Origin of the sequence: Microbacterium trichothecenolyticum, from assembly GCF_041938625.1 — a bacterium.
Lineage (GTDB): Bacteria > Actinomycetota > Actinomycetes > Actinomycetales > Microbacteriaceae > Microbacterium > Microbacterium trichothecenolyticum_D.
In genome coordinates this window covers 831,707-858,390 of record NZ_CP169427.1, presented here as the reverse complement: position 1 = coordinate 858,390, position 26,684 = coordinate 831,707, and the positions used below count along the sequence as shown (strand labels likewise).

Genomic DNA, 26,684 nt, shown 5'->3' with positions numbered 1-26,684 from the left:
GCGAAGGGCCCTGGCGGAAGCCAGGGCCCTTCGTTTGAGTGTTTCGACTCGCTCCGCTCGCTCAACGACCGGAGGGAGCGAACTCAGTTGTAGTCGGTGGTGAAACCGTCTGTGGAGAAGCTGTCGAAGTCGACGTAGCTCAGGTCGGCATCGGTGTACGCGCCGTCCGAGGCGAAGATGCGGTTGGGGTACCGCTCGCTCTTGGCCTCCTCCGTCGCCTCGACCGTGACGTCGCGGTACTTCGCGAGTCCGGTTCCGGCGGGGATGAGCTTTCCGATGATGACGTTCTCCTTGAGGCCCATGAGCGGGTCGCTCTTGCCCTCCATGGCCGCCTGCGTGAGGACGCGGGTGGTCTCCTGGAACGACGCGGCCGACAGCCACGACTCCGTCGCGAGCGACGCCTTCGTGATACCCATCAGCTCCGGGCGACCCGACGCGGGGCGCTTGCCCTCGCCGACCGCCTCGCGGTTGATGGTCTGGTAGCGCTTGAAGTCCACCAGCTCACCCGGCAGCAGCGTCGTGTCGCCGTGGTCGACCACGGTGACCTTGCGCAGCATCTGACGGACGATGACCTCGATGTGCTTGTCGTGGATCGGCACACCCTGCGAGCGGTACACGCCCTGGACGCCGTTCACGAGGTACTTCTGCACCTCGCGGGCGCCCATGACACGCATGACCTCCTTGGGGTCGAGCGTGCCGACCAGGATGGGCTGACCGACGGTGACGTGCTGTCCGTCCTCGACCAGGAGCGTCGCGCGCTTCAGGACCGGGTAGACGTGCGGCTCGTCGCCGTTGTCGGGCGTGAGGATGACCTTCTTGGACTTGTCGGTCTCGTCGATCGTGATGCGGCCATCGGCCTCGGCGATCGGCGACGCGCCCTTCGGGGTGCGGGCCTCGAACAGCTCCTGCACGCGGGGAAGACCCTGCGTGATGTCGTCGGCCGACGCCGAACCACCGGTGTGGAAGGTACGCATCGTCAGCTGCGTGCCGGGCTCACCGATCGACTGCGCCGCGATGATGCCGACGGCCTCGCCGATGTCGACGATCTTGCCGGTCGCGAGCGAACGGCCGTAGCACTTCGCGCAGACGCCGACCGCCGAGTCACAGGTGAGTACGGAGCGGACCTTGATCGACTCGACACCCGCCGCGACGAGCTTGTCGATGAGCACGTCGCCGACGTCCTCACCGGCCGAGGCGACGACCTCGCCCTTCGGGTCGACAGCGTCGGCCGCGAGCGTGCGGGCGAACACCGAGTTCTCGACGTTCGCGTCGCGCACCAGCGCACCGTCGGCGCCGGGGGCGGCGATGGTGAACTCGAGACCCTTGGTCGTGCCGCAGTCCTCCTCGCGGATGATGACATCCTGCGAGACGTCCACCAGGCGACGCGTGAGGTAACCCGAGTCGGCCGTACGGAGGGCCGTGTCGGCCAGACCCTTACGGGCACCGTGCGTCGCGATGAAGTACTCCGCCACCGACAGACCCTCGCGGTACGAGGAGATGATCGGGCGCGGGATGATCTCACCCTTCGGGTTGTTCACCAGGCCTCGCATACCCGCGATGTTGCGGATCTGCAGCCAGTTACCACGGGCGCCCGACGAGACCATGCGGTTGATGGTGTTGTCGGCCGGGAAGTGGTCGCGCATCGCCTTCTGGACCTCGTCGGTCGCCTCGGTCCAGATCTTGATGAGCTCCTGACGACGCTCGGCGTCGGTGGTGAGACCCTTCTCGAACTGGCCCTGGACCTTCGCCGCCTGCTTCTCGTAACCGGCGACGATCTCGGCCTTGTTCGGCGGCGTGAGGATGTCGCTCAGCGCCACCGTGACACCCGAACGGGTGGCCCAGTAGAAGCCGGCGTCCTTGATGCGGTCGAGCGAAGCCGCGACCTCCACCTTCGGGTACTCCTCGGCGAGCTTGTTGACGATCTGCGACAGCTTGCCCTTGTCGGCCTGCTCGCGCACGAACGGGTAGCCCTTGGGGAGCGTGTCGTTGAAGATCGCCTGGCCGAGCGACGCGTCCACGAGGCCGTGGCGCTCGTAGCCCTCGGGGGCTTCGCCCTCGAGGAACGCGAGACCCGGGATGCGGATGCGGACCTTGGCCTGCAGGTCGAGGGTGCCCTCGTCCTTGGCCAGGATCGCCTCGCCGACCGAGCCGAACACACGACCCTCGCCGGTGGCACCCTCGATGACCGTGGTCAGGTGGTGCAGACCGATGATCATGTCCTGCGAAGGCAGGGTCACCGGGCGGCCGTCCGACGGCTTCAGGATGTTGTTCGAGGCGAGCATCAGGATGCGGGCCTCGGCCTGAGCCTCGACCGACAGTGGCAGGTGCACGGCCATCTGGTCACCGTCGAAGTCCGCGTTGAAGGCGGCGCAGACGAGCGGGTGCAGCTGGATGGCCTTGCCCTCGACGAGCTGCGGCTCGAAGGCCTGGATGCCGAGGCGGTGCAGCGTAGGCGCACGGTTGAGCAGCACGGGACGCTCGCGGATGATCTCCTCGAGCACGTCCCACACCTCCGGACGCGTGCGCTCGACGGCGCGCTTGGCCGCCTTGATGTTCTGCGAGTGACCGAGGTCGATCAGGCGCTTGATCACGAACGGCTTGAACAGCTCGAGCGCCATCTGCTTGGGCAGACCGCACTGGTGGAGCTTGAGCTGCGGACCCACGATGATGACCGAACGGCCCGAGTAGTCCACGCGCTTGCCGAGCAGGTTCTGGCGGAAGCGACCCTGCTTTCCCTTGAGCATGTCGCTCAGGGACTTGAGGGCGCGGTTGCCGGTACCGGTGACGGGGCGACCACGGCGGCCGTTGTCGAACAGCGCGTCGACGGCCTCCTGCAGCATGCGCTTCTCGTTGTTGACGATGATCTCGGGGGCACCGAGGTCGATCAGGCGACGGAGGCGGTTGTTGCGGTTGATCACGCGGCGGTACAGGTCGTTGAGGTCGGAGGTCGCGAAGCGGCCACCGTCCAGCTGCACCATCGGGCGCAGCTCCGGCGGGATCACCGGAACGACGTCGAGCACCATCGAGGCCGGGCTCATGCCGGTCTGGAGGAACGAGTTGACGACCTTGAGGCGCTTGATCGCACGGATCTTGCGCTGGCCCTTGCCCTCCGAGATCTGCAGGTGCAGGCTGTCGGCCTCGGCCGCCAGGTCGAACGCCTCGAGACGGCGCTTGATCGACTCCGCGCCCATGTGGGCCTCGAAGTACTGACCGAAGCGGTCCTGGAGCTCGTGGAAGATCTCGTCCTCGCCCTTGAGCTGGCCGACCTCGAGCGTGCGGAAGTCCTCCCACACCTTCTCGAGACGCGTGATCTGGTCGTCCGTACCCTTGCGGATAGCGGCCATCTCCTTCTCGGCGGCGTCCTTGACCTTCTTCTTCTGGTCGGCCTTGGCACCCTCCTCCTCGAGCGCGGCGAGCTCCTCCTCCAGCTTCTGGAGGCGAGCGGCCACACGCGCGTCGCGGCGGTCGGCGAGCGTCTTGAGCTCGAGGCGGATGTTGTTCTCCTGCGTCGAGAGGTCGCGGTGACGCGCCTCCTCGTCGACCGAGATCACCATGTAGGCGGCGAAGTAGATGACCTTCTCGAGGTCCTTCGGCGCCATGTCGAGCAGGTACCCGAGGCGCGAGGGAACACCCTTGAAGTACCAGATGTGCGTGACGGGCGCGGCGAGCTCGATGTGGCCCATGCGCTCACGACGGACGGAGGACTTGGTGACCTCGACGCCGCAGCGCTCGCAGACGATGCCCTTGAAGCGGACGCGCTTGTACTTGCCGCACGCGCACTCCCAGTCGCGCGAGGGTCCGAAGATCTGCTCGCCGAACAGACCGTCCTTCTCGGGCTTCAGGGTGCGGTAGTTGATGGTCTCGGGCTTCTTGACCTCGCCGTAGGACCAACGACGGATGTCGTCAGCGGTGGCCAGGCCGATGCGAAGCTGATCGAAAGTGGTTGATTCGAGCACTGGTTCTCCTGTGTCGGAAATTCGTTCGTTACCTGGCGCGCTTAGATCTCGTCGATCGACGAGGACTCGAAGCGGCTGGAGATGTTGATGCCGAGCTCTTCAGCGGCGCGGAAGGCGTCGTCGTCGGTGTCGCGGAGGTTGACCGCCGTGCCGTCGGCCGAGAGGACCTCGACGTTCAGGCAGAGCGACTGCATCTCCTTCATGAGCACCTTGAACGACTCGGGGATGCCGGGCTCCTGGATGTTCTCGCCCTTGACGATCGCCTCGTAGACCTTGACGCGGCCCAGGATGTCGTCGGACTTGATCGTGAGGAGCTCCTGGAGCGCGTACGCGGCGCCGTAGGCCTCGAGGGCCCACACCTCCATCTCACCGAAGCGCTGGCCACCGAACTGCGCCTTACCACCGAGCGGCTGCTGGGTGATCATCGAGTACGGGCCCGTCGAGCGCGCGTGGATCTTGTCGTCCACGAGGTGGTGCAGCTTCAGGATGTACATGTAGCCGACGGAGATCGGAGCCGGGAACGGCTCGCCGGAGCGGCCGTCGAACAGCTGCGTCTTGCCCGACGAGTCGATCAGGCGCTCGCCGTCGCGGGTCGGGTTCGTCGAGTCGAGCAGACCCGCGATCTCGGCCTCGAACGCGCCGTCGAACACCGGCGTGGCGACCTTGGTGCCCGCCGGAGCCTCGAACGCCTGCTCGGGCAGCCGGGCGGCCCACTCGGGGGTGCCCTCGACCTTCCAGCCCTGCTTGGCGATCCAGCCGAGGTGGAGCTCGAGGACCTGGCCGAAGTTCATTCGACCGGGGATGCCGAGCGGGTTCAGGATGACCTGGACCGGCGTGCCGTCCGCGAGGAACGGCATGTCCTCCACGGGGAGGATCTTCGCGATGACGCCCTTGTTGCCGTGGCGGCCGGCGAGCTTGTCACCCTCGGTGATCTTGCGCTTCTGGGCGATGTAGACCACGACGCGGCGGTTGACGCCCGAGCCGAGCTCGTCGTCGCCGTCCTCGGCGTTGAACTCCTTGACCGCGATGATCGTGCCCTGCTCACCGTGGGGCACCTTCAGCGACGTGTCGCGCACCTCGCGGCTCTTCTCGTTGAAGATCGCGCGGAGCAGGCGCTCCTCGGCCGAGAGCTCGGTCTCGCCCTTCGGCGTGACCTTGCCGACGAGGATGTCGCCGGGGCGAACCTCGGCGCCGATGCGGATGATGCCGCGCTCGTCGAGGTCCTTGAGCAGGTCGGGGCTCACGTTGGGGAGGTCACGCGTGATCTCCTCCTTGCCGAGCTTGGTGTCGCGGGCGTCGACCTCGTACTCCTCGATGTGGATCGAGGAGAGGGTGTCGTCCTTCACCAGGTCCTGGCTGAGGATGATCGCGTCCTCGAAGTTGTGACCCTCCCACGTCATGAACGCGACGAGGAGGTTCTTGCCGAGGGCGAGCTCGCCGTTCTCGGTCGCGGGACCGTCGGCGATGACCTCTCCGGCCTCGACACGCTCACCGGCCGAGACGACCACGCGCTGGTTGTACGACGTGCCCTGGTTCGAGCGGTCGAACTTGCGCAGGAAGTAGTCCTGCGTGCCGCCCTCGTCGAGCTGCACGGTCACGACGTCTGCCGAGACCTCGACGACGACGCCGGGCTTGTCGGCGGTGACGACGTCACCGGCGTCGATCGCGGCGAAGCCCTCCATGCCCGTGCCGACCACCGGCGACTCCGAACGCAGGAGCGGGACGGCCTGGCGCTGCATGTTCGCACCCATGAGGGCGCGGTTCGCGTCGTCGTGCTCGAGGAAGGGGATGAGCGAGGTCGCCACCGACACCATCTGGCGCGGCGAGACGTCCATGTAGCCGATCTCCTCCGAGTGGAAGAGGTCGACCTCGCCGCCGTTGCCGCGACGGGCGAGGACGCGGTCCTGCGCGAAGCTGCCGTCGGCCTTCAGCTCGACGCCGGCCTGGGCGACGATGTAGTCGCTCTCCTCCGAGGCGGTCAGGTAGTCGATCTGGTCGGTGACCTTGCCCTCGACGACACGACGGTACGGCGTCTCGATGAAGCCGAACGCGTTGATGCGCGCGAACGAGGCGAGCGAGCCGATCAGGCCGATGTTCGGGCCTTCCGGCGTCTCGATGGGGCACATGCGGCCGTAGTGCGACGGGTGGACGTCGCGGACCTCGACGCCTGCGCGCTCACGCGACAGACCGCCGGGGCCGAGGGCCGAGAGGCGGCGCTTGTGGGTCAGACCCGCGAGCGGGTTGTTCTGGTCCATGAACTGCGACAGCTGCGACGTGCCGAAGAACTCTTTGATCGCAGCCACGACGGGGCGGACGTTGATCAGGGTCTGCGGCGTGATCGCCTCGATGTCCTGCGTGGTCATGCGCTCGCGGACGACGCGCTCCATGCGCGACAGACCCGTGCGGACCTGGTTCTGGATGAGCTCGCCCACGGCGCGGATGCGGCGGTTGCCGAAGTTGTCGATGTCGTCGACATCGAGGCGGATCTCGGCCGGCTTACCGCCGCGCACGCCGTCGAACGTGACGTCGCCGCGGTGCAGGCGGACGAGGTACTTGATCGTCGCGACGATGTCGTCGACCGTCAGCACCGAGTCGGTGAGCGGCTTGTCGAGACCGAGCTTGTGGTTGATCTTGTACCGGCCGACCTTGGCGAGGTCGTAGCGCTTCGGGTTGAAGTAGAAGTTGTCCAGGAGCGCGCGGGCGGCCTCGGCGGCGACCTGCTCGCCCGGACGGAGCTTGCGGTAGATGTCGCGGAGCGCGTCCTCCTTGGTGAGGATCGTGTCCTTCGAGAGCGTCTCCTCGATCGAGTCGAAGCCGGCGAACTCGGCGAGGATGTCCTCGCTGGTGAGGCCGAGGGCCTTCAGGAAGACGGTGACCGACTGCTTGCGCTTGCGGTCGATGCGCACGCCCACCTGGTCGCGCTTGTCGATCTCGAACTCGAGCCAGGCACCGCGCGACGGGATGACGCGCGCCGACACGATGTCCTTGTCGGACGTCTTGTCGGGGGTCTTGTCGAAGTAGACGCCGGGCGAACGGACGAGCTGCGACACGACGACGCGCTCGGTGCCGTTGATGATGAACGTGCCCTTGTCGGTCTGGAGCGGGAAGTCGCCCATGAAGACCGTCTGGGTCTTGATCTCACCGGTCTGGTGGTTCATGAACTCGGCCTCGACGTAGAGCGGGGCCGCGTACGTCTTGCCGCGCTCCTTGCACTCCTCGATGGAGTACTTCTCGGGCTCGAGGTACGGGTTCGTGAACGAGAGCTGCATGGTCTCGCTCAGGTCCTCGATGGGCGAGATCTCCTCGAAGATCTCCTCGAGTCCCGAGACCTCGGGCACATCGGTGCGGCCGGCGGCCTTCGCGTCGGCGACGCGGGCCTTCCATGCCTCGTTGCCGACGAGCCAGTCGAACGACTCGGTCTGCAGCGCGAGAAGGTCGGGGACCGTCAGCGTGTCGGAGATCTTGGCGAACGAGAGGCGGGAAGCTCCGCGTCCGTTCTTGGGGGTGGTGGGGTTGGATGCGTTGCTCGCAGCAGCCAAGGGGATTACCTCCGTGGGCCCGTAGGGCTCGTTTCCTTGTCGTCAGGTGGAGTGCTCGTCATCCCCGAAACCCGCGCGGCACTCCTCACGTGAACGTGAGGGGGCGCAGGCACAGCCGACCACCATATGAGGGCAGGGGGAATCCAAGAGCGCAAAGACCCACTATACGTCGGACGACGCGCCGTGTCCAGTCGGATTCTTGAAAAGTTCTGGATGCTGCGGTATAAGCCGGTGCGGAACGCGACGGCCCTCCCCGGGAGACCGGGGAGGGCCGTCGTGCGCGGATCGCCTATTCTTCGAAGCCGCCGTTGGGATTGCAGGCCATCCCGGGGCTCGGGACCATGTCCTTCAGTCCGGCGCTCACGAACATGCCATAACTCTGGATGCCCTTGTACCCGTGCTTCTGGTTGCCCCGCTCCGCAAGAGCATCGTCGTCGAAGCCCGGGGGATTCATCTCGACGGTGTCCTCCGTGTCCTGTCCGGAGAACACGCACGCAGAGTGCGCCTTCCCCGGCGCCGGGATGTCGTCCCCGTTGCCGTTCACTTCTCCTGCCATCGCGGCTCCGCCGCTGCCGAGCACCAGCCCGATCGCCACGACCGCACACGCCAAGGCCTTCTTCATCGCTCTTCTCCTCCTCGAGATGACGCCCGAGGCCCCGGTTCGGACGGACTGCGTCCCCGTCGACGCCGTCACCGCCGCAACATACTCCTGCGCGCGCCGGCGTGGAAGGGAGTTGCCGAAGCACGCCCGGAAGCCGGACGGCGCACGACCACCGATACATCGATGCACCGAAACCATGGCGAAACTCCCCAGATCGCGCCAATATATGCACATGACTGGGGTGGAACACCCCGTGATCCGTACGCCCGACCAGCGGATCCGGGTGTTCGTGAGCTCGACCCTGCGCGAGCTCGCGGAAGAACGCGAAGCAGTGCGGTCGGCGATCGAGCGACTCCGGCTCGCCCCCGTGATGTTCGAACTCGGCGCACGCCCCCACCCGCCCCGAGACCTCTACCGCTCCTACCTCGCCCAATCCGACATCTTCATCGGCATCTACGGCCAGAGCTACGGCTGGATCGCCCCCGACGAGAACGTCTCCGGCCTCGAAGACGAATACAACCTCGCCCCCGCCGGCATGCCCAAACTCATCTACGTCAAAGACGCCGACACCCGCGACCCCCGCCTGGCAGACCTCATCGCCCGCATCCAAGCCGACGACACCGCCGCCTACCTCCACTTCCACAACGCCCAAGACCTCGAAGACCAGGTCGCCGGCGACCTCGCCATGCTCCTCGCCGAACGCTTCGACCAGTCGCGGCGCACGGAGCCTGCAACGGCCGCCGAGATCTCGCTCGCCGCACGCGTGCCCGAGCCGTACACCGAGACGATCGGGCGGGAGGGCGAGCTCGCCGAGATCCGGGCGCTGCTGGCCGGCGGCCTGCACCGGGTCGTGAGCCTCATCGGTCCCGGCGGCATCGGCAAGAGCCGGCTCGCCATCGAGGCGGCCCACGCCAACACCGATCTGTTCCCCGACGGGGTCTACTTCGTGCCGCTGGAGGGGGTGCTCGAACCCGGTCTTCTGCTGCCGACCATCGCCTACATCCTGGGCGTGCGCGACACCGGCGCCGCCACGCTCGAGGAGCGGATCGCGCAGGCGATCGGCGACCGGCACGTGCTGATCGTGCTCGACAACTTCGAGCAGATCATCGACGAGGCGCCGGTCCTCGTGCGCCTGTACTCGTTGGCGCCGCGCGCGTGCTTCCTGGTGACGAGCCGTATCGTGCTGCGCATCCGCGGGGAGCGCGTCTTCGAGGTCGAGTCTCTCGCGACGCCCGCGCCGGACGTGCCCGCAACGCTCGCTCAGGCGGAGGCGTCCTCGGCGTGCGTGCTGTTCGCCGAGCGTGCCGCCGCTGCGCTGCCCGGGTTCCGGCTGACCACCGAGAACGCGGCAGACGTCGTCGCCATCTGCCGCCGGCTCGACGGGCTGCCGCTCGCGATCGAACTCGCCGCGGCGAAGATCCGGCTCCTCTCGCCGCACGACGTCGCCGAGCGGCTCGGGCACACCCTCCCCCTGCTGTCCACCTCGGTGCGCGACCTCCCCGACCGCCACCGCACCATGCGCGCGACCATCGACTGGAGTGTGGGCCTCCTGGCCGACGAGCAGCGCGCGATGCTCGAGGACCTCGGCGTGTTCGCCGCCCGGTTCAGCCTCGAGTCGGTCGAGGCGGTGGGCGAGAGCCGCTCGTGGGGTCCCCAGACGATCGAGACGCTCGCCGCGCTGATCGACGCGTCGCTGGTGCAGCGCATCGACTCCGGCGGCCGCTCGGTGTTCTCGCTCCTGGCGATCGTGCGCGAGTACGCCCTCGAGACGCTCGAATCCCGCCGCGCGGCGGACGCGATGCGGATCGCCCACGCCGACTACTACCTCGACCTGGTGCACCGGATCGCGCCGCGGCTGCGCGGCGCCGAGCAGATCGACGCCGTCGCCGAGTTGGGGCTCGAGGTGCCGAACCTGCGCGCCGCGGCCCGCCATCTCGTCTCCATGAACCGCCTCGACGACGCCGGCGACTTCGCGTGGACGATGCTCCCCTATTGGTGGATCTGCGGGTACTTCGCCGACGTGCGGCTGTGGATGCTGGAACTGATTGAGAAGCGGATGCCGCTGACCCCGCGCACGCGCGCGATCGCGACGTTCTTCCCGCTGTGGGCGGAGCTGTGGCAGCGCCCGAACGATCAGGCGGTGGAGCGCCTCGGCGAGGTCGTGTGGCTGTTCACCGAGAGCGGCGACGAGCAGGCCGCCGCGATGGCGCTCGCCGCGAAGGCGTCGACCCGGCTGCAGTCCGCCGACCTCGACGAAGAGGTGTTCCTGGCCGAGATCGGCGAGGCGATCGCGACGCTCCACGACCTCGGCGACAGCTGGGCGGAGTCCCTCGCCGAGACGGTGCTCGGTCAGTTCGGCATGCTGCGTCGCGACATCCCGGCGGCGCTCGAGCACCTCGGGCGGGCGGTCGACATCGCCGACGCCGCTGATGACGCGTTCACCCGCGTCGTGGCCGGGAACAACCGCGCGCGTCTGCGTTTCGTGCTGGGCGAGCGCGACGAGGCCGAGGCGGAGTTCCTGCTGACGCTGCTGCTGTCGATCCGGCTGCACTTCGTCGACGGCGCCACCTACGGACTCGAGGGCATGTGCGCGATCGCCGCCTCGCACGGCGACGCCTGGCGGGCCGGCGCCCTGGCCGCGGTGGCGGCGACGATCCGCGAGACGACGGGCATCTACGACATCGAAGGGTTCGCCGTGCACCTCGCACCGCTCGAGGCGCTGCGGGCCGTCGACCCCGAGAGCGTCGAGGCCGGCGAGCGCGCGGGCAGGGAGATGGGCCTCGCGCAGGCGATCGCGATCGCGCTGCCCGACGCCGACGCGGACGTCCGCGAGAAGGTCCCTTCGTGGTGACGGGCCTCGAGCGGACTCCCGTGATCCGTACGCCCGACCAGCGGATCCGGGTGTTCGTGAGCTCGACCCTGCGCGAGCTCGCGGAAGAACGCGAAGCAGTGCGGTCGGCGATCGAGCGACTCCGGCTCGCCCCCGTGATGTTCGAACTCGGCGCACGCCCCCACCCGCCCCGAGACCTCTACCGCTCCTACCTCGCCCAATCCGACATCTTCATCGGCATCTACGGCCAGAGCTACGGCTGGATCGCCCCCGACGAGAACGTCTCCGGCCTCGAAGACGAATACAACCTCGCCCCCGCCGGCATGCCCAAACTCATCTACGTCAAAGACGCCGACACCCGCGACCCCCGCCTGGCAGACCTCATCGCCCGCATCCAAGCCGACGACACCGCCGCCTACCTCCACTTCCACAACGCCCAAGACCTCGAAGACCAGGTCGCCGGCGACCTCGCCATGCTCCTCGCCGAACGCTTCGACGAATCCCGTGCGCCGGAGAAGCTCGACGCCGGCGCCGCTCCGGTGAGCCTGGTCGGCCGCGTCCCGGTGCCGTACACGACCACCATCGGCCGCGAGGTCGACATCGATGCCGTGCGCACGCTCCTGGCGCGCGGCACCGACCGCGTGGTGAGCCTCATCGGTCCCGGCGGCATCGGCAAGAGCCGGCTCGCGATCGAGTCCGCCCGGGCCTGCGCCGACCTGTTCCCCGACGGCGTGTACTTCGTCCTCCTCGAGGGCGTGCTCGAGGCGGGACTGCTGCTGCCGACCATCGCCTACTATCTCGGCATCCGCGACAACGGCGAAGCCGCGCTCGAGGAGCGCATCGCCCATGCCCTCGCGGATCGCCGCGTGCTGATCGTGCTCGACAACTTCGAGCAGATCGTGGATGCTGCACCCGTCCTGGTGCGGCTGTACACGGTCGCGCCGAAGGCGACGTTCCTGGTGACCAGCCGCATCGTGCTGCGCATCCGCGGCGAGCGTGTCTACGAGGTGCCGCCGCTCACGACGCCCGCCGGCGAGGGCCCGGCGAGCCTCGACCGCACCACGCGCTCGGCGGCCGTGTCGCTGTTCGTCGACCGGGCGCGGGCGATCCATCCCCACTTCGACGTCACGCCCGACAACGCCCGGGACCTCGCCGACATCTGCCGCCGGCTCGAGGGGCTGCCGCTTGCGATCGAACTCGCCGCGGCGAAGGTGCGCCTGCTCACCCCGGCGCAGATCGCCTCGCGCCTCGAGCAGAGCCTCCCGCTCCTGACGGCGGCCGTGCGCGATCTGCCTGAGCGCCACCGCACGATGCGGGCGACGATCGACTGGAGCGTGAGTCTCCTGCCGCCTGAGCAGCGCGACCTCCTCGAGGACCTCGGGGTGTTCGCCACGCGGTTCACGCTCGACGCCGTCGAGGCGCTCGGCGAGGGGCGCTCGTGGGGCGGCCACGCGATCGACGCGCTCGCGGCCCTCGCCGACGGCTCACTCGTGAAGCAGAGCGAGGTCGGCGGCCGGCGGGTGTTCTCGCTGCTCGCGATCGTGCGCGAGTACGCGCTCGGACGCCTCAAGGAGCGCGGCGACGCACAGCGCGTGCGGCGCGCACACGCCGACTACTACCGGGGGCTCGTCCAGCAGATCGCCCCCGACCTCGGCGGGCGCGGACAGGCCGACGCGGTGGTGCGGCTCGGCCTCGATCTGCCGAACCTGCGCGCGGCCGTGCGCCACCTCGTCTACACGAACCGGCTCGACGACGCCGGCGACTTCGCATGGAGCCTGCTCATCTACTGGTGGATCTCCGGCTTCTTCGCCGAGGTGCGGGTGTGGATGCTGGAGCTCCTCGAGAAGCAGCACGAGCAGCCGATCACAGCTCACACCCGCGCGATCGCGTGGTTCTTCGCGCTGTGGGGCGAGATGTGGCAGCGGCCCAGCGAACAGGTGGTGGCGGGCCTCGGCGAGTGCGTCCGCCTCTTCCGCGAGAGCGGCGACGAGGATGCCGCGGCGATGGCGCTCGCCGCCCGCGCGACGGCGCGCGTGCAGTTCTCCCATCTCGACACCGACAAGGCCGAGGCCGAGCTGCGCGAAGCGGTCGTGACGCTGCGGGATCGCGGCAACACGTGGGCCGAGGCGATCACCGAGGTCTCCCTCGGTCGACTCGCATGGGTGCGCGGTTCCACCGACGATGCCCTCGCGCACTTCGATCGCGCCACCGCGGTGGCCCAGTCACGGGGTGACCTGTTCACGACCTCCGTCGCCGGCAACCTCCGGTCGCGGCTCAACTTCCAGCTCGGCCGCATCGACGAGGCGGAGCGGGAGTTCGTGCACACGCTGCTGCTGTCGGTCGGGCTGCACTACGAGGAGGGCGTCGCGTACGGGCTCGAGGGCGTGTGCGCGGTCGCGGCCGCGCACGGCGACGCGTGGCGGGCGGCGGCCCTGGCCGTGGCGGCCGGCGAGATCCGCCGGCGCATCGGCATCTTCGACGTGGAGGCCTTCACGGTCCACACCCCGTACCTCGAGATCCTCCGCGGCCGCGATCCGCAGAGCGTCGACGCGGGCGAGATCGCCGGAGCCGAGCTGACCGTCGCCGAGGCGGTGCAGCTGGCGCTCGCGGAGCACGACTTCGCGACCGTCGCCGAGGCGCTGAAAGCCTGGTAGCAGGACGGATGCTGCGGGCCGCAGCATCCGTGAATCCGAGGTATCAGGACCTGTCGCGAAGCGCTCTGGTGCGGTGAGGTGTGCGCTCGTATGCTGTGCACCGGACTGCACTCCTCGGATTCATCAGGTGGCGGTGCCCGTGGGGAACGGGCAGCGGAGCGAGGGGGTCGGGATGGCTCTGGTTCCGGATGTGCCGCGCGTCGGCGTCGACGCCGACGCCGACGCCCTCGAGGTGCGCCTGGATCCCGCCCCGCCCGGCACCGGCCCGGACCCGACGGGCATCATTCTGCTGGCCGACGCCGTGCTGGAAGCGCGCGCGGACACCGTGGCGACGGTGCGCGTGCACGGATCCGACGACTTCCACTACGCCGTGATCGTCGCGCGCGACTCCGGGGTGGAGCTCGTCCACCTCGAGCCCGACGGCGACGGCTACTCTGTGCGGATCGCAGTGGCCGACGGCGAGAGGGTGCACCTCAGCATCGTCGCGAGCGACTTCGAGACGGGGATGGCCGCGCTCGAGGAGAAGGTCGCGCAGGGGGGCATGGGCGCCGGCGGCGAAGAGGCAACGATGGCCGAACCGCCGCCCGACCTCGGAGACGTCTTCGGCGGGGGCTTCGGCACGGGTGGTCGCTCCCCCGGACTCGCGCCCCCGCCGATGGCGGCTCCGGCACCGGCGCCCCCGCCCGCGCCGACTCCTGTACCGGCGCCTGCGCCCGGCCCTGCGGCGCGGCCGGCAGCACCGTCGACCGGTGTGTCGGGCGCTGCGCCCGTCCCGGCGTTCGTCGACGCGGCGATCCCGTCGCGGCTCCTGCAGGGGGTCGAGTTCGAGGCGGTGATCCGGGTGTCGCTGCAGGACCTCGTCCCGGCCGCGGGCACCGCGCACATCAAGGCGCCGGCGACCTTCGACCCGACGCGCGAGATCGAGGTGGCGGTCCAGCTCCGCGGGCTCTCGTTCGCCGACGGGCAGACGGCGTCTCTGACCACCACCCTGCCCGCCTCCGCCGACGAACCCCGACGGCTCGTCTTCCGGCTCGTGCCTCGAGATCCCGGACGCGGCCACATCACCGTGAAGTTCACGCAGCCGCCCGTCATGGCGACACTCGCCACGCTCGCGCTGAGCGCTCCGATCCTCCCCGCCGATGCGGGCGGCGCCGATCCGGGCGACCCGCACGTGGTCGAGGCATCCGTCGCCGTCCCGCCGCGGAGCATCGCCGACCTGCCGACGCTCGCGATCGACGAGTCCATCGCGAGCGGCGAGAGCGAGCTCGTCATCACCGTGAAGATCGGCGACACCGTCGCGCGGCACACCGCGCACCTGCCCGACAAGGCGGCGTACGTCGAGCAGATCTACGCCGATCTCGCGGGCATCCGCTCGACGTATGAGGAAGAGGCCAAGGCCGACGCCGAAGCGGCCGCCGCGACCGCGCGGCGAGAGGTGCGCTCGCTCGGTGCGCGGATCGCGCGCGAGCTCCTCGGCGACGACGTGAACTCCCTGCTGTGGAACCGGCGGCGGCGCATCTCGCAGCTGGTGCTGCAGACGTCGGGCGAGCTCGACATCCCGTGGGAGATCGTGCACCTGGTGCCGGTGGGCAACCAGCGGCCGGACGCGGATCGGTTCTTCCTCGGGGACCTCGGGCTCATGCGGTGGATGTACGGGACGCCCCGGCCCACCGTCATCCCCATCGATCCCCGCCGTGTCGTCGCCATCGCGCCGAGCTACGTCAACCGGCGTCTGCGCCTGCCTCGCGCCCGCGAGGAGGTCACGGTGCTCAAGAAGCTCCTCAAGCGGGCGCCCCGGACCGCATCGGACTCCGCGCAGCTGCGCGCCGCGATCAGCGAGGGCGACTTCGACCTCCTGCACTTCGCCGGGCACGGCCGCTGGCGCGACGTCGCGCCGCTCGGCCAGGAGATCGCGTTCGCGCGCTTCTCGCTCCGCCGCAACGACGATTCCGCCTCGTACACCGACTCCGATGCCCGACGCGACATGCCCGAAGCCGACGGCGATCGCGCGCGGGAGTCGACGCCGTTCGTCTTCCTGAGCGCGTGCGATGTGGGGCGCCTGCGCTCGGGAGCCACCGGGCTCGGCGGGTTCGCCGAGGTGTTCCTGCGGGGAGGGGTCGGGGTGTTCATCGGGTGCTCGTGGGCCGTGCGCGACGACGTCACATCGGTGTTCGTCCGCACGTTCTACGAGCAGGCGCTGCGCGACGGCGCCACCCTCGGCGAGGCCGTTCTGGCTGCGCGCCGCGCCGCCCGCGAGGCGGGAGATCTCACCTCGCTCGCCTTCACCGTCTTCGCCGATCCCCGCGCGAGGTTCGAACCCCGATGAGCGGCCCGCGCGCACGGGCCGCCGCACCACCGCCCACCGCCATCCACCAGCAGACAGGACGTGACACCATGCCCACCACCACAGCCCCCCGAGGGGCGACCCTGAGCGCGGCGGATCTCGCAGCGCTGCGCAAGCACGTCGTCCACACCGCCGACGGCAAGCTCGCGAAGACGGCGGTGGCGAAGCCCCGCAGCGTCGAGGACTTCGCGACCACGGCCGACGACGTGCGCCGGATCGTCACGACCGATCTCGCGGCGTTCGTCGAGCAGCAGGCGAAGAAGGCGCCGAAGGGCGACGTGCCGCCGCCCGTCCCGGTGCTGATCTGGGCGCATGGTGGACTCACCGACAAGGGCGCGGGTCTGCAGACGGCCCACCACCAGGTCGCGTGGTGGAAGAAGAACGGGGTGTACCCGATCCACCTCGTGTGGGAGAGCGGGCTCATGACGACGCTGGCCGACGTCCTCTCGGGCAAGGCCACCGGCAAGCGGGGCTTCACCGACATCACCGATCTCGCCGTCGAGGCCGCCGCGCGCGTGCTCGGCGGGCGCAAGTTCTGGGACGACATGAAGCTCGACTCGGCGGCCGCCTGCCTCCCCTCACTGAAGGACGGCACCCGCGGCGGTGCGGACGTGCTCGCCGGTGCCCTCCGCGAGTACATGGCCGCCAACCAGGGGGCGATAGAGATCCACGTGGCCGGGCACAGCGCGGGATCGATCTACCACTCGCACTTCGTCCCGCGGCTGTTCGACGGCGCCGATGCCGTCGATCACGTCGCGAGCGTGACCTTCCTCGCGCCGGCCGTGCGGCTCGACACCTTCGAGGCGACGCTGCTGCCCCTGGCCGAGTCCGGGAAGATCCACGACGTCGCGATCTTCACGATGGATGAGACGCACGAGAAGCGGGACAACACCGCGGGGGTCTACCGCAAGTCCCTGCTGTACCTCGTCTCGCGGGCGTTCGAGGCGGAGAAGGGTGCCAAGATCCTCGGGCTCGACGAGCACCTCCGCGGTGCCGGGCGCACCATGGCGTACCTCGGCGACGACCCCGGCCGCCTCGTGAGGGGCCCGGTCTCGAAGGGCCGTCTCAGCAGCACGCAGGCGACCTCCCACGGCGACTTCGACAACGACGTCGAGACGATGATGAGCCTCGCGCGTCGTGTCGTCGGTGTGCCCGACAGCGACGAGCCCGACGGTGTCGCGGACTTCCCGAAGCGGGCGCGCGAGGTCGTGCTCGAAGGCGGGAGCTCGCGCACGCCGCGCCCCGAGCCGACGGGGGTACGGGGCGCCGTGCCCCGCAAGCTCGCGCTGTGCATCGGCATCGACAAGTACCCGAAGGACCCTCTGGGCGGCTGCGTGGCCGACGCCAACGCCTGGGGCGCCGCCCTCGAAGCCGCGAAGTTCGAGGTCGAGTACATCCGCGACGGCGACGCGACGCGCGACGAGATCCTCCGTGCGATGCTCGACAAGGTCTCGACGGCGCGGGACGGCGACGTCGTCGCGATCCAGTTCGCCGGGCACGGAACGTTCGTCCCCGACCTCGACGGGGACGAGACCGACACGTTCGGCGCGAGTGACGAGGCGCTCTGCCCCGTCGACTTCCGCGGGGGCGAGCTGATCATCGACGACGACCTCGGCGCGATCTGGGATGCGATCCCCGACGGCGTGGCGGCGACGCTCTTCTTCGACTCGTGCCACTCGGGCACCGTCAACCGCGGCCTCACGCGCTCGGAGTTCGATGCGAAGAAGTTCCCTCCCGGCACGACGCCCCGCATGACGGTGCTCGACGGCGACGAGGTGGAGGCCTTCCGAGACAAGCGGGCCGCCGCCCTCGGCGACGATTTCCGGCGAGCGGCCTGGGAGCGCGTCGTCGCGGTCGAGACCGACCGCGCCGCCGAGGCTCCGGCACCCCGTGGCGAGCAGCGCGAAGTGCTCTTCAGCGCGTGCCAGCCCGACCAGGTGGCGCTCGAGACGAACGGGCACGGCGTGTTCACGACCGCGGCGCTCGCCGTGCTGGCCAAGAGCCCGGGCCTCACGAACAGCGAGTTCGTCGCCGCCGTGTTCGACATCATCGACGACACCTACGAGCAGCGGCCGATGCTCTCGGCGGCCGGCCCGCTCGGCTCTCGGGTGCTGCTGACGTCGCTGCACGACACCGTCGAAGCGCAGAAGCTCGTCGCCGAGACCGACGGCCAGCGCTCCGCTGCCGACGTGCGCACCGCCGCGATCGTCGCGATCCTGCGGGCGACGGCGGACCTGCTGGAGTCCGGCTCGCAGTAGCCGCTCCGCTTCGGGGTGTCACGACCCGCGGGAGCCCGTTGCGGGCCCCGTGGGCCGCCGCACGCGAGGCGCGGGATCAGCCCGCCGGTCGGGCGTGCCGGAAGCGGATGCGGGTTCCCGGACGCGCCTGCGCGACGAGGTCGAGGCTCGCGTCGGCCACGACCGCGATGACGGGGTAGCCGCCGGTCACGGGGCCGTCGGCGAGGAGGATCGTGGGTCGGCCGCTCGGCGGCACCTGCAGCGCGCCCGGCACCATTCCCTCGCTCGCGAGCTCGCCGGTGCGCACGCGCGCGAGCTCCGGCCCGTCCAGGCGGGCGCCGACCCGGTCGGCGTGGTTCGACACGGTCCACACCGTGTCGTACAGGGTCGCGAGCGCCACCGGGGCGAACCAGTCGGCCCGCGGACCGGGCGCGAGCTCGAGTTCGAGCTCGTCATCGTGCGGCGCCCCCCAGCCGGCGGGAGGAGCGACAGGGATGGGTGCCGCGACGTCGTCGCGCACGCGCACGATGTCGCCTGCGCGAAGCGCCGCGGGCCCGAGGCCCGCGAGCAGATCGGTCGCCCGCGAGCCGAGCGCGACCCGCGCGTCGAGGCCGCCGCGGACGCCGACGTAGCCGCGCGCGCCGTGCGCGAACCAGTCGACGTGCAATTCTGCGCCGGCACGCCATTCGTGAGCCTCGTACGGATCCACCTCGCGCCCGTCGAGACGCACCGTGCCCCACGCGCCCGTCACCGCGACCCAGAGATCGGCGTCGGCGACGGCGCGCAGCCCGCCCATCGTCACCTCGAGGCCGGCGGCGCTCTCCGGGTTGCCGACCAGTCGGTTCGCGGTGCGCAGCGCACCGCGGTCGAGGGCCCCCGACACCGCGACGCCGACGGCGCCTGCACCTTCCCGCCCGAGATCCTGCACGGTCGCCAGAAGACCCGGTTCGACGACACGGATGCTGCGACCCGCCGCCCGCTCTTCCGTGTGGCCCCCCACACCCCCGGCATGCAACCGCTCACCCGTCACAACCTGCTGCTCATGCCGACCATCCGTGACAGGGGAGCGGCTTGCGATCGGAGCGGAGCGAGCCCCGGAGTCGGCGGTGGGCACCGGGCGGAACCGCACGCGCGCACCCGGGGAGAGGAGCGCGGGGGACGCGGCATCCAGGTCGAACAGGCGTGCCGCCGTCGTGCCGATGAGCCGCCAGCCGCCAGGGGTGTCGCGCGGGTAGGCGCCGCTGAAGGCGCCCGCGAGCCCGACGGAGCCCGCCGGCACGCGGGTGCGGGGCGACTCGAGCCGGGGAACGTCGAACGGCCAGTCGTCGCTCACGAGATAGCCGAAGCCCGGGGCGAAGCCGGTGAACGCGACGCGCCACTGCGCCCCGGCATGGCGCCGCACGAGCTCGTCGGCGTCGGCGCCCAGCAGTCGCGCGGTGTCGGCCAGATCGGGCCCGTCGTACGCGATGTCGAGCTCTACGGTCGGGGCCGCGGCATCCGTCTCCCGCACCGCCGTCGTCGCCGCAGCGAGCGCCCACGAGCGGGCCGTGGGCACCGGGAGCAGCCGCGGGTCGACCCGCACGAGCACCGTGCGCGCCGCGGGCACGAGGTCGACGACGCCGTCCGGACGCGAGGCGGCGAGCGCGGCGTGCAGCGGAAGCACCTCGTCGAGCGCGCCGACCTCGAGGAGGAACGCGCGCTCCCCCATCGGCCGCACGCGCGGGGTCACCACGGCGCCCGCACCTCCACGCGGGCGGCGTCGAGCGCCGCGCGCACGGCGCGGGCCATGTCGACGGCCGACGGCGAGTCGCCGTGGACGCAGAGCGACGCGGCGTCCGCGCGCACCAGAGAGCCGTCGAGCGCCTCGACGACGCCCTCGCGCGCGAGGCGCACGGCCCGCTCGGCCACCCACTCCGGGTCGTCGAGCAGGGCGCCGGGCTGTGTGCGCGGCACGAGCGAGCCATCCGGCAGATAACCGCGATCGAGGAACGCCTCGCGGATGAACGGCAGACCGACGGATGCTGCGGCCCGCTCCATCTCGCCGGGCAGGCCCAGCACGGGCAGAGGCCGGCCGAGCAGCGCCGAGAGGTCGGCGATGGCGCGGGCGACGGCGTCGGCCTGCGCGCGGTCGGAGATGACCGCGTGGTACAGCGCACCATGCGGCTTGACGTAGCGGAGGTCGGCGCCCGCGTCGGCGAGCGCCGCGAGCTGCTGCGCGACCGTGGCGATGAGCTCGGCGGGGTCGATCACGACGGCGACGCGGCCGAAGTTCCCACGATCGGGGTAAGACGGGTGCGCTCCGACGGCGACGCCGAAGCGCTCGGCCCGCACCACCGCCTCGCGCATCGATGCGGCATCGCCCGCATGCCCGCCGCAGGCCACGTTCGCGCTCGAGATCACGGCGAACATCGCCTCGTCGTCGGCCGTGGGAACCCCGCCGACGATCTCGCCGAGGTCCGCGTTGAGGTCGATCGTCGCCATTCTTCAACGGTACTGCGGAGCCGTGCGGTGGGCCCCGTGCCACAACTCCTCCAGCACGCCGGAGGTTGCGCCGCGTAGGGCGGGTTTCGCGTCCCACGGCGCCGATCGTGCGGAGTTGCGGCACGGCCCCCGCGCCCCGGAACCCTCTACGCTGAGTGCGGTGCATCATGCTCACGCCGCGCCGCGCCTCGTTACGGATCCGTAAAGGCTGGTGGTCGGCAGGTGCGCATTGCGACAACGCGGGGCAGGATGGAGCGCATGGCCCGAACCACCCCACGTCTCGCGGTCGGAGCGCCGCTGCTCCAGGTGCGAGACGTCGCCGTCCAGTTCCAGACCATCGACGGTCCGGTGCACGCCGTCGAGGGCGTCGACCTCGACATCGCCGCCGGCGAGACGCTCGCGATCGTCGGCGAGTCCGGCTCGGGCAAGTCCACGACCGCGATGGCCACGATTGGACTGCTGCCGGGCAACGGCAAGGTGACCCAGGGCAGCATCCTCTTCGAGGGCGAAGACCTGGTGGGTGCCCCCGAGAGCAGGATGCGCACCATCCGCGGCCGCTCGATCGGTCTGGTGCCGCAGGACCCGATGTCGAACCTCAACCCGGTGGCGAAGATCGGCACGCAGATCGCCGAGACCCTGCTCGCCCATGACCTCGCCACACGCAAGGATGTGGATCGCAAGGTCGTCGAGACGCTCGCGGCCGCCGGTCTGCCCAACGCCGCCGAACGGGCCAAGCAGTACCCCCACGAGTTCTCGGGCGGCATGCGCCAGCGCGCGCTCATCGCGATCGGCCTCGCCTGCGACCCGAAGCTGCTCATCGCCGACGAGCCCACGAGCGCCCTCGACGTCACCGTGCAGAAGACCATCCTCGACCAGCTCGGGCGGATGACGAGCGAACGCGGCACCTCGGTCATGCTCATCACGCACGATCTCGGCCTCGCGGCCGAACGGGCCTCGAGGGTCGTCGTGATGAACCGCGGGCGCATCGTCGAGCAGGGGCCGGCGCAGCAGATCCTGGAGGATCCCCAGCACCCCTATACCCAGGCCCTCGTGAAGGCGGCCCCCTCGGTCGCCGCGGTGCGGCTGCGGCCCGAGGTGTTCCGCACGAGCGTGCCGGGGATCCCGGCGCCCGACATCGCCCCGGCCGACGAGAAGGACGCCGCACCCGCCACCGTGAGTGAGCCCACTGCCGCCGAGCCCGCCATCGACCAGGCCGGCACGGACGCCTCGGCCGAGGCATCCGCTCCCGACAACATCGTCGAGGTGGAGGGGCTCACGAAGATCTACCAGGTGCGCGGCAGCAAGGAGGACTTCGCCGCCGTCAAGGACGTGTCCTTCGCGATCCCGCGCGGCGAGACGGTCGCGATCGTCGGCGAGTCGGGGTCGGGCAAGACGACGACCGCGCGCATGCTGCTGAAAGTGATCGAGCCGACCGAGGGATCGATCCGGTTCGACGGCGTCGACGTCGCGTCGCTCAAGGGGCGTCAGCTCCGCGACTTCCGCCAGCGGGTGCAGCCGATCTTCCAGGACCCGTACTCGTCGCTGAACCCCATGTTCTCGATCGAGCGCATCATCACCGAGCCGCTCGACTTCTACAAGCGCGGGTCCTCCAAGGAGCGAGCCGCGCGCGTCCGGCAGCTGCTCGACGACGTGGCGCTGCCGCAGACGATGCTGAGCCGCTATCCGTCGGAGCTCTCGGGCGGCCAGCGTCAGCGCGTGGCCATCGCGCGGTCGCTCGCGCTCGCGCCCGATCTCATCGTGTGCGACGAGCCCGTGTCGGCGCTCGACGTGCTCGTGCAGGACCAGATCCTCCGACTGCTCGGCGACCTGCAGCGGGAGTACGGCCTGAGCTACCTCTTCATCTCGCACGACCTCGCCGTGGTGCGACTCATCAGCGACTACGTCTGCGTGATGAAGGATGGCGAGCTGGTCGAGGCGGCCTCCTCCGAGGAGATCTTCACCAATCCGCGCGACCCGTACACGCGGCGCCTCCTCGCGTCGATCCCCGGCAACGAGCTCGACATCGCCGTCTGACCAGCGCGTTCGGAGAGGCTCAGCGAGCGGACGTGCGCCGGTCGCTCAGCCCTTCGAGGGGTCAGCGAGCCCGCGTGCGCGGGTCCATGGCCTCGCGCAGCGCCTCGCCGAACAGCGTGAAGCCGAGGGCCGTGATCATGATGCAGAGACCCGGGAGGAAGGCGAGCCACGGGGCGATCGCGAGCTCAGCCTGCGCGTAGGTGAGCATTCGGCCCCACTCCGCCGTCTCGGGGCGACCGCCGCCGAGACCGAGGAACGACAGCGCCGCCGCGTCGATGACGGCCGTGGCCAGCGTGAGCGTGCCCTGCACGATCACGGGCCCGATGCTGTTGGGAAGGACGTGGCTCATCGTGATGGTGCCGCGCCCGAGGCCGAGGGTCTGTGCAGAGAGCACGTAGTCGGCGTTGCGCTGCTGCAGCATCGATGCGCGCAGCAGCCGCGCGAAGATGGGCACCTGCGACGCCCCGATCGCGATCATCACCGAGAGCTGGGTCTGACCGAGGATCGCGGCGATCGAGACGGCCAGCAGCAGGTTGGGGACCGAGAGCAGGATGTCGACGAACCGCATGATCACGGTGTCGACCCATCCGCCGAACGCACCGGCGATGAGGCCCAGGATCATGCCGCCGATGAGCCCGAACAGCGTCGAAACGACGCCGATCACCAGCGACGCGCGCGCTCCCCAGATGAGCTTGGACAGCACGTCGCCGCCGAAGCGGTCGAGTCCCAGCGGGAACTGCGGCAGCTCGCCGGGACCCGGAATATAGGTCGGCGTGATGTACGCCGCGCCCGGCAGTGCCGTCTCGGGGTACGGGGCCAGCCACGGCGCGAGGATCGCCACGACCACGAAGACGAAGACGATCCCCGCGCCGATCCACGCGCTCGGGTTGCGGCGCAGGCGCCGGAACACATCGCGCCAGAAGCCTCCGCCGCCGCGCGTCTTGGCGGCCAACAGCTCGGCGTCGTCGATCGCGGTGTCGTCGACGCCGCCGCTGTCGGGGGCGGGAGGCAGGATGACGGAGCTCACGCGGCAGCTCCCTTCGGGCGCGGGCGGACGGTCATGAGACCCTCACTCTCGGGTCGATGAAGCTGTACGAGATGTCGACGGTCAGGTTGATGAATGCGTAGATGATGGCGATGAAGATGATGAAGCCCTGCAGGACGGGGAAGTCGCGCGCCTGGATCGCGTTGGCCATGAACGAACCGATCCCGGGAAACGCGAAGACCGTCTCGGTGAGGATCGCACCGGCCAGCAGCAGCCCGACCTGCAGACCCACCGTGGTGATGACGGGGAGCATCGCGTTGCGCAGGATGAACCGCTGCCGGAGCGTACCGGTGCTGATTCCCTTCGCCCGCCCGGTGCGCACGTAGTCGGAGTTCTGCACCTCGAGGACCGAGGCGCGTGTGATCCGGACGATGATCGCGAGGGGGATCGTGCCGAGGGCGATCGCGGGCAGGATGAGGTGAAGGATCGCATCCCACGCGGCATCCCACTCCCCCGTCAGGATGCCGTCGAGAACATAGAAGCCCGTCGGGTGCGTCGCATCGATGCGCGGATCCTGCCGCCCGTCGCTCGGCAGCCACCCCAGCTGCACCGCGAAGACGTACTTCAGCAGGAAAGCGAGGAAGAAGACGGGGATGGTGATGCCGACGAGGCTGAACACGATCGCCGCGTGATCGCTCAGCTTGCCGTGATGACGTGCCGCCCAGTAACCGAGGGGGATGCCGATCCCGACCGCGATGGTGAGGGCGGCGATCGACAGCTCGACGGTCGCGGGGAACCGGCGCCAGAACTCGTCGAGCACCGCGCGGGACGTCTCGATCGACGTTCCGAAGTCGCCGGTGGCGAGCCGTCCGAGCCAGACGAAGTACTGCTCGAGGATCGGGCGGTTGAACCCGTAGAGCTCGTTGATCCGCTCGACGGCCTCCGGGGTCGCGCGCTCGCCGAGAAGCGCGACGGCGGGGCCGCCGGGGAGCGAGCGCACCCAGACGAACAGGAGGATGCTGAGGCCGAGGAGTGTGGGGATGAGCAGCAGTAGCCGGTTGCCGATGGTACGCAGCACGGGGGATCTCCGGGTCGGATCGACGCGCGGTGCGGAGGAGGGATCGCCCTCCTCCGCACCGCGCTGGACGGGCGCCGGTCGTTACTCGGTCAGGACGATGTCCGTGAAGACCTCATCATTGACCGGGCTGGCCGGGTAGCTCTCCACGCGCGGCGCGAACGCCAGCGTGGGCGCCGGGTGCGCGAGCGGCACGCCGGGGATGAACTCCGCGACCATCTGGTTGATCTCCTCGTACAGCGCCGTCTGCTCCTCGAGGTTCGGAACGCCGCGGGCCTCCTGCAGCGCCGCGAACAGCTCCGGGTTGTCGAAGCCCCACTCGGAGGACTGCCCGCCGAAGAACACGCCGACGAAGTTGTCGGTGTCGTTGTAGTCGCCGGTCCAGCCCAGCAGATGGATGCCGTGGTCCGAGGACCCTGTGATCTTGTCGAGGTAGTCGGGGCTCCACGCGTCGGTGACCGGGTTGGTGACCACGCCCACCTCCGACAGCTGCGACGACAGGACTGTGAAGATCTGCTCGGGGTCCGGCATGTACGGACGCGAGACGTTGACCGGGTAGTTGAAGTCGAGCGTCAGCGGGTTCGCCTCGTCGTAGCCTGCCTCAGCGAGGAGCGACATGGCCTTCTCGGGGTCGTACTCGTACGTGGTGACGTCGGGGTTCCATCCGTTGACCACGTCGGGAATGAACTGGGTCGCCTTCTCGGTGCCCTCCGGGAGCACCTGCGAGATGAGGGCGTCCTTGTCGATGGCGTACGACAGCGCCTCGCGCACCTTCGGGTCCTGGAGCTCAGGGACCGCCTGGTTGAAGGCGAGGTACAGGATCGTGAAAGGCGGACGGGACACCATGGTGAAGCCGTCGTCCTCCAGGGCGGCCGCATCGGCGGGACCGACGAGGTCGTAGCCGTCGATGGACCCGGACTCCAGCGCCTGGCGGCGCGCGGTCGGGTCGTCGATCGTACGGAAGATGATCTCGTCGATCTGTCCCGCCTCGCCCCAGTAGTCCTCGTACGCGGAGAGCGTCACGCTCTCACCGGGAGCCCACTCGTCGAACTTGTAGGGCCCCGTGCCGGTGGGGTGTCCCTGACCGTACTCGGTCAGCTCGGGGGCCTCCTCCGAGCCGCTCACTGCGTCGGCGTCGTACTCCTGGAGCGCCGTCGGGCTCTGCATCGCGAACGCGGGCAGCGACAGGGCCGGGATGAAGCCGGCGAATGGCTGGTTGAGCTCGATGGTCACCGAATAGTCGCCGTCGGGCGTGCAGGACTTGTAGACCGCGGACTCAGGCGTCTCGACGTAACCGCGGAAGAGCTTGCCGTAGTAGTACGACAGCGACTCGGTGGCCGCCAGGCCCGTCCAGTTGTACCAGCGATCGAAGTTGGCGCAGACGGCCTCGGCGTTGAACGGCGTCCCGTCGTGGAACGTCACACCCTGCTTCAGCTCGAACGTGTGCGACATGCCGTCCTCGGCGGAGTCCCACGACTCGGCGAGGAGTGGCGCCGGGTCGGCGGTCCCGGGCTCGGTGCCCACGAGCCCCTCGAAGATCTGGCGCGACACGCGGAAGGTCTCACCGTCCTGCGCAAACGCGGGATCCAGGTTGGCCGGGTCGGAGGGGGCTCCGAAGACGAACGTGCCGTCGACGTCGGCGGCCGTGTCGTCGTCGCCGCCGCCGCGCTCGCTCGCGCAGGCGGTGAGGACGATCGCACCGATGGCGACCGTCGCGGCGCCGGTGAGCCAGCGCCTTCTCGCAGTGTGGAACATGTGCTGTGCACCTTCCATGTCGTGTGGGCTCCGCTGCACATCGTCGTGGAGCAGAGGTGCGCGCAGCCCTCAGCGGGGAGTGATGCTCCGACGCTACCCGCGAAGGAGCGCATCGAGGATTACACCTGTGTCTCGATTGTGTTTCGACAAGGACGGATGCCGCGGACTGGGCGAACTGCGTCATGCCTGTGCG

Annotated in this window: 13 protein-coding genes; 5 read left to right on the top strand and 8 right to left on the bottom strand. The window is 69.8% G+C overall.

Annotated elements, in window-relative coordinates:
* Positions 1-83: 83 nt before the first annotated feature.
* From rpoC to ACEYYH_RS03870, 3 genes are all read right to left on the bottom strand, one after another.
* Complete coding sequence (gene rpoC / locus ACEYYH_RS03880; protein WP_374976977.1) at positions 84-3,956, bottom strand: DNA-directed RNA polymerase subunit beta'; 3,873 nt, start codon at positions 3,954-3,956, stop codon at positions 84-86.
* A 41-nt stretch (positions 3,957-3,997) separates the two neighbouring features.
* Positions 3,998-7,495: a DNA-directed RNA polymerase subunit beta gene (rpoB, locus tag ACEYYH_RS03875; protein WP_374976976.1), complete on the bottom strand. Its 3,498-nt coding sequence runs from the start codon at positions 7,493-7,495 to the stop codon at positions 3,998-4,000.
* A 289-nt stretch (positions 7,496-7,784) separates the two neighbouring features.
* Entirely contained in the window at positions 7,785-8,189 is a 405-nt protein-coding gene (locus ACEYYH_RS03870) for a hypothetical protein (RefSeq protein WP_374976975.1), read from the bottom strand.
* Positions 8,190-8,328: 139 nt separating this feature from the next.
* On the opposite strand from ACEYYH_RS03870, the gene ACEYYH_RS03865 reads away from it, so the two are divergent.
* The 4 genes from ACEYYH_RS03865 to ACEYYH_RS03850 all read left to right on the top strand — a co-directional run bounded on the left by ACEYYH_RS03865 (position 8,329) and on the right by ACEYYH_RS03850 (position 18,182).
* Positions 8,329-10,947 carry a DUF4062 domain-containing protein gene (locus ACEYYH_RS03865; protein ID WP_374976974.1) on the top strand — a complete coding sequence of 873 codons (2,619 nt, stop codon included), beginning with the start codon at positions 8,329-8,331 and terminating at the stop codon, positions 10,945-10,947.
* A complete protein-coding gene (locus tag ACEYYH_RS03860) occupies positions 10,941-13,580 on the top strand; it encodes a DUF4062 domain-containing protein (protein ID WP_374976973.1) in 2,640 nt (879 codons plus the stop codon). The genes ACEYYH_RS03865 and ACEYYH_RS03860 overlap by 7 nt, the downstream gene beginning before the upstream one ends.
* A 172-nt stretch (positions 13,581-13,752) precedes the next feature.
* A complete protein-coding gene (locus tag ACEYYH_RS03855) occupies positions 13,753-15,906 on the top strand; it encodes a CHAT domain-containing protein (protein WP_374976972.1) in 2,154 nt (717 codons plus the stop codon).
* Between the two features lie 68 nt (positions 15,907-15,974).
* Positions 15,975-18,182, top strand: coding sequence for a caspase family protein (locus ACEYYH_RS03850; RefSeq protein ID WP_374976971.1), 2,208 nt, complete (start codon positions 15,975-15,977; stop codon positions 18,180-18,182).
* 76 nt (positions 18,183-18,258) lie between these two features.
* Here the strand turns inward: ACEYYH_RS03850 and ACEYYH_RS03845 are convergent, their stop codons facing one another.
* Together ACEYYH_RS03845 and ACEYYH_RS03840 are read right to left on the bottom strand one after the other, a co-directional pair.
* A complete protein-coding gene (locus ACEYYH_RS03845) occupies positions 18,259-19,893 on the bottom strand; it encodes a 5-oxoprolinase/urea amidolyase family protein (protein ID WP_374976970.1) in 1,635 nt (544 codons plus the stop codon).
* On the bottom strand, positions 19,887-20,642 hold the full coding sequence (locus ACEYYH_RS03840; protein ID WP_374976969.1) for a 5-oxoprolinase subunit PxpA: 756 nt from the start codon (positions 20,640-20,642) through the stop codon (positions 19,887-19,889). Before ACEYYH_RS03840 ends, ACEYYH_RS03845 begins: the two co-directional genes overlap by 7 nt.
* Before the next feature lie 258 nt (positions 20,643-20,900).
* Here ACEYYH_RS03840 and ACEYYH_RS03835 point away from each other — a divergent pair, with 258 nt between their 5' ends.
* Positions 20,901-22,676 (top strand): dipeptide ABC transporter ATP-binding protein, encoded by a 1,776-nt coding sequence (locus ACEYYH_RS03835; protein ID WP_374976968.1) that lies wholly within the window; start codon positions 20,901-20,903, stop codon positions 22,674-22,676.
* A 61-nt stretch (positions 22,677-22,737) separates the two neighbouring features.
* Here ACEYYH_RS03835 and ACEYYH_RS03830 read toward each other — a convergent pair whose 3' ends face one another.
* The 3 genes from ACEYYH_RS03830 to ACEYYH_RS03820 all read right to left on the bottom strand — a co-directional run bounded on the left by ACEYYH_RS03830 (position 22,738) and on the right by ACEYYH_RS03820 (position 26,491).
* Positions 22,738-23,646 carry an ABC transporter permease gene (locus ACEYYH_RS03830; protein WP_374978154.1) on the bottom strand — a complete coding sequence of 303 codons (909 nt, stop codon included), beginning with the start codon at positions 23,644-23,646 and terminating at the stop codon, positions 22,738-22,740.
* An 88-nt stretch (positions 23,647-23,734) separates the two neighbouring features.
* On the bottom strand, positions 23,735-24,739 hold the full coding sequence (locus tag ACEYYH_RS03825; protein ID WP_374976967.1) for an ABC transporter permease: 1,005 nt from the start codon (positions 24,737-24,739) through the stop codon (positions 23,735-23,737).
* Between the two features lie 81 nt (positions 24,740-24,820).
* Positions 24,821-26,491 carry an ABC transporter substrate-binding protein gene (locus ACEYYH_RS03820; protein WP_374976966.1) on the bottom strand — a complete coding sequence of 557 codons (1,671 nt, stop codon included), beginning with the start codon at positions 26,489-26,491 and terminating at the stop codon, positions 24,821-24,823.
* Positions 26,492-26,684: the final 193 nt, after the last annotated feature.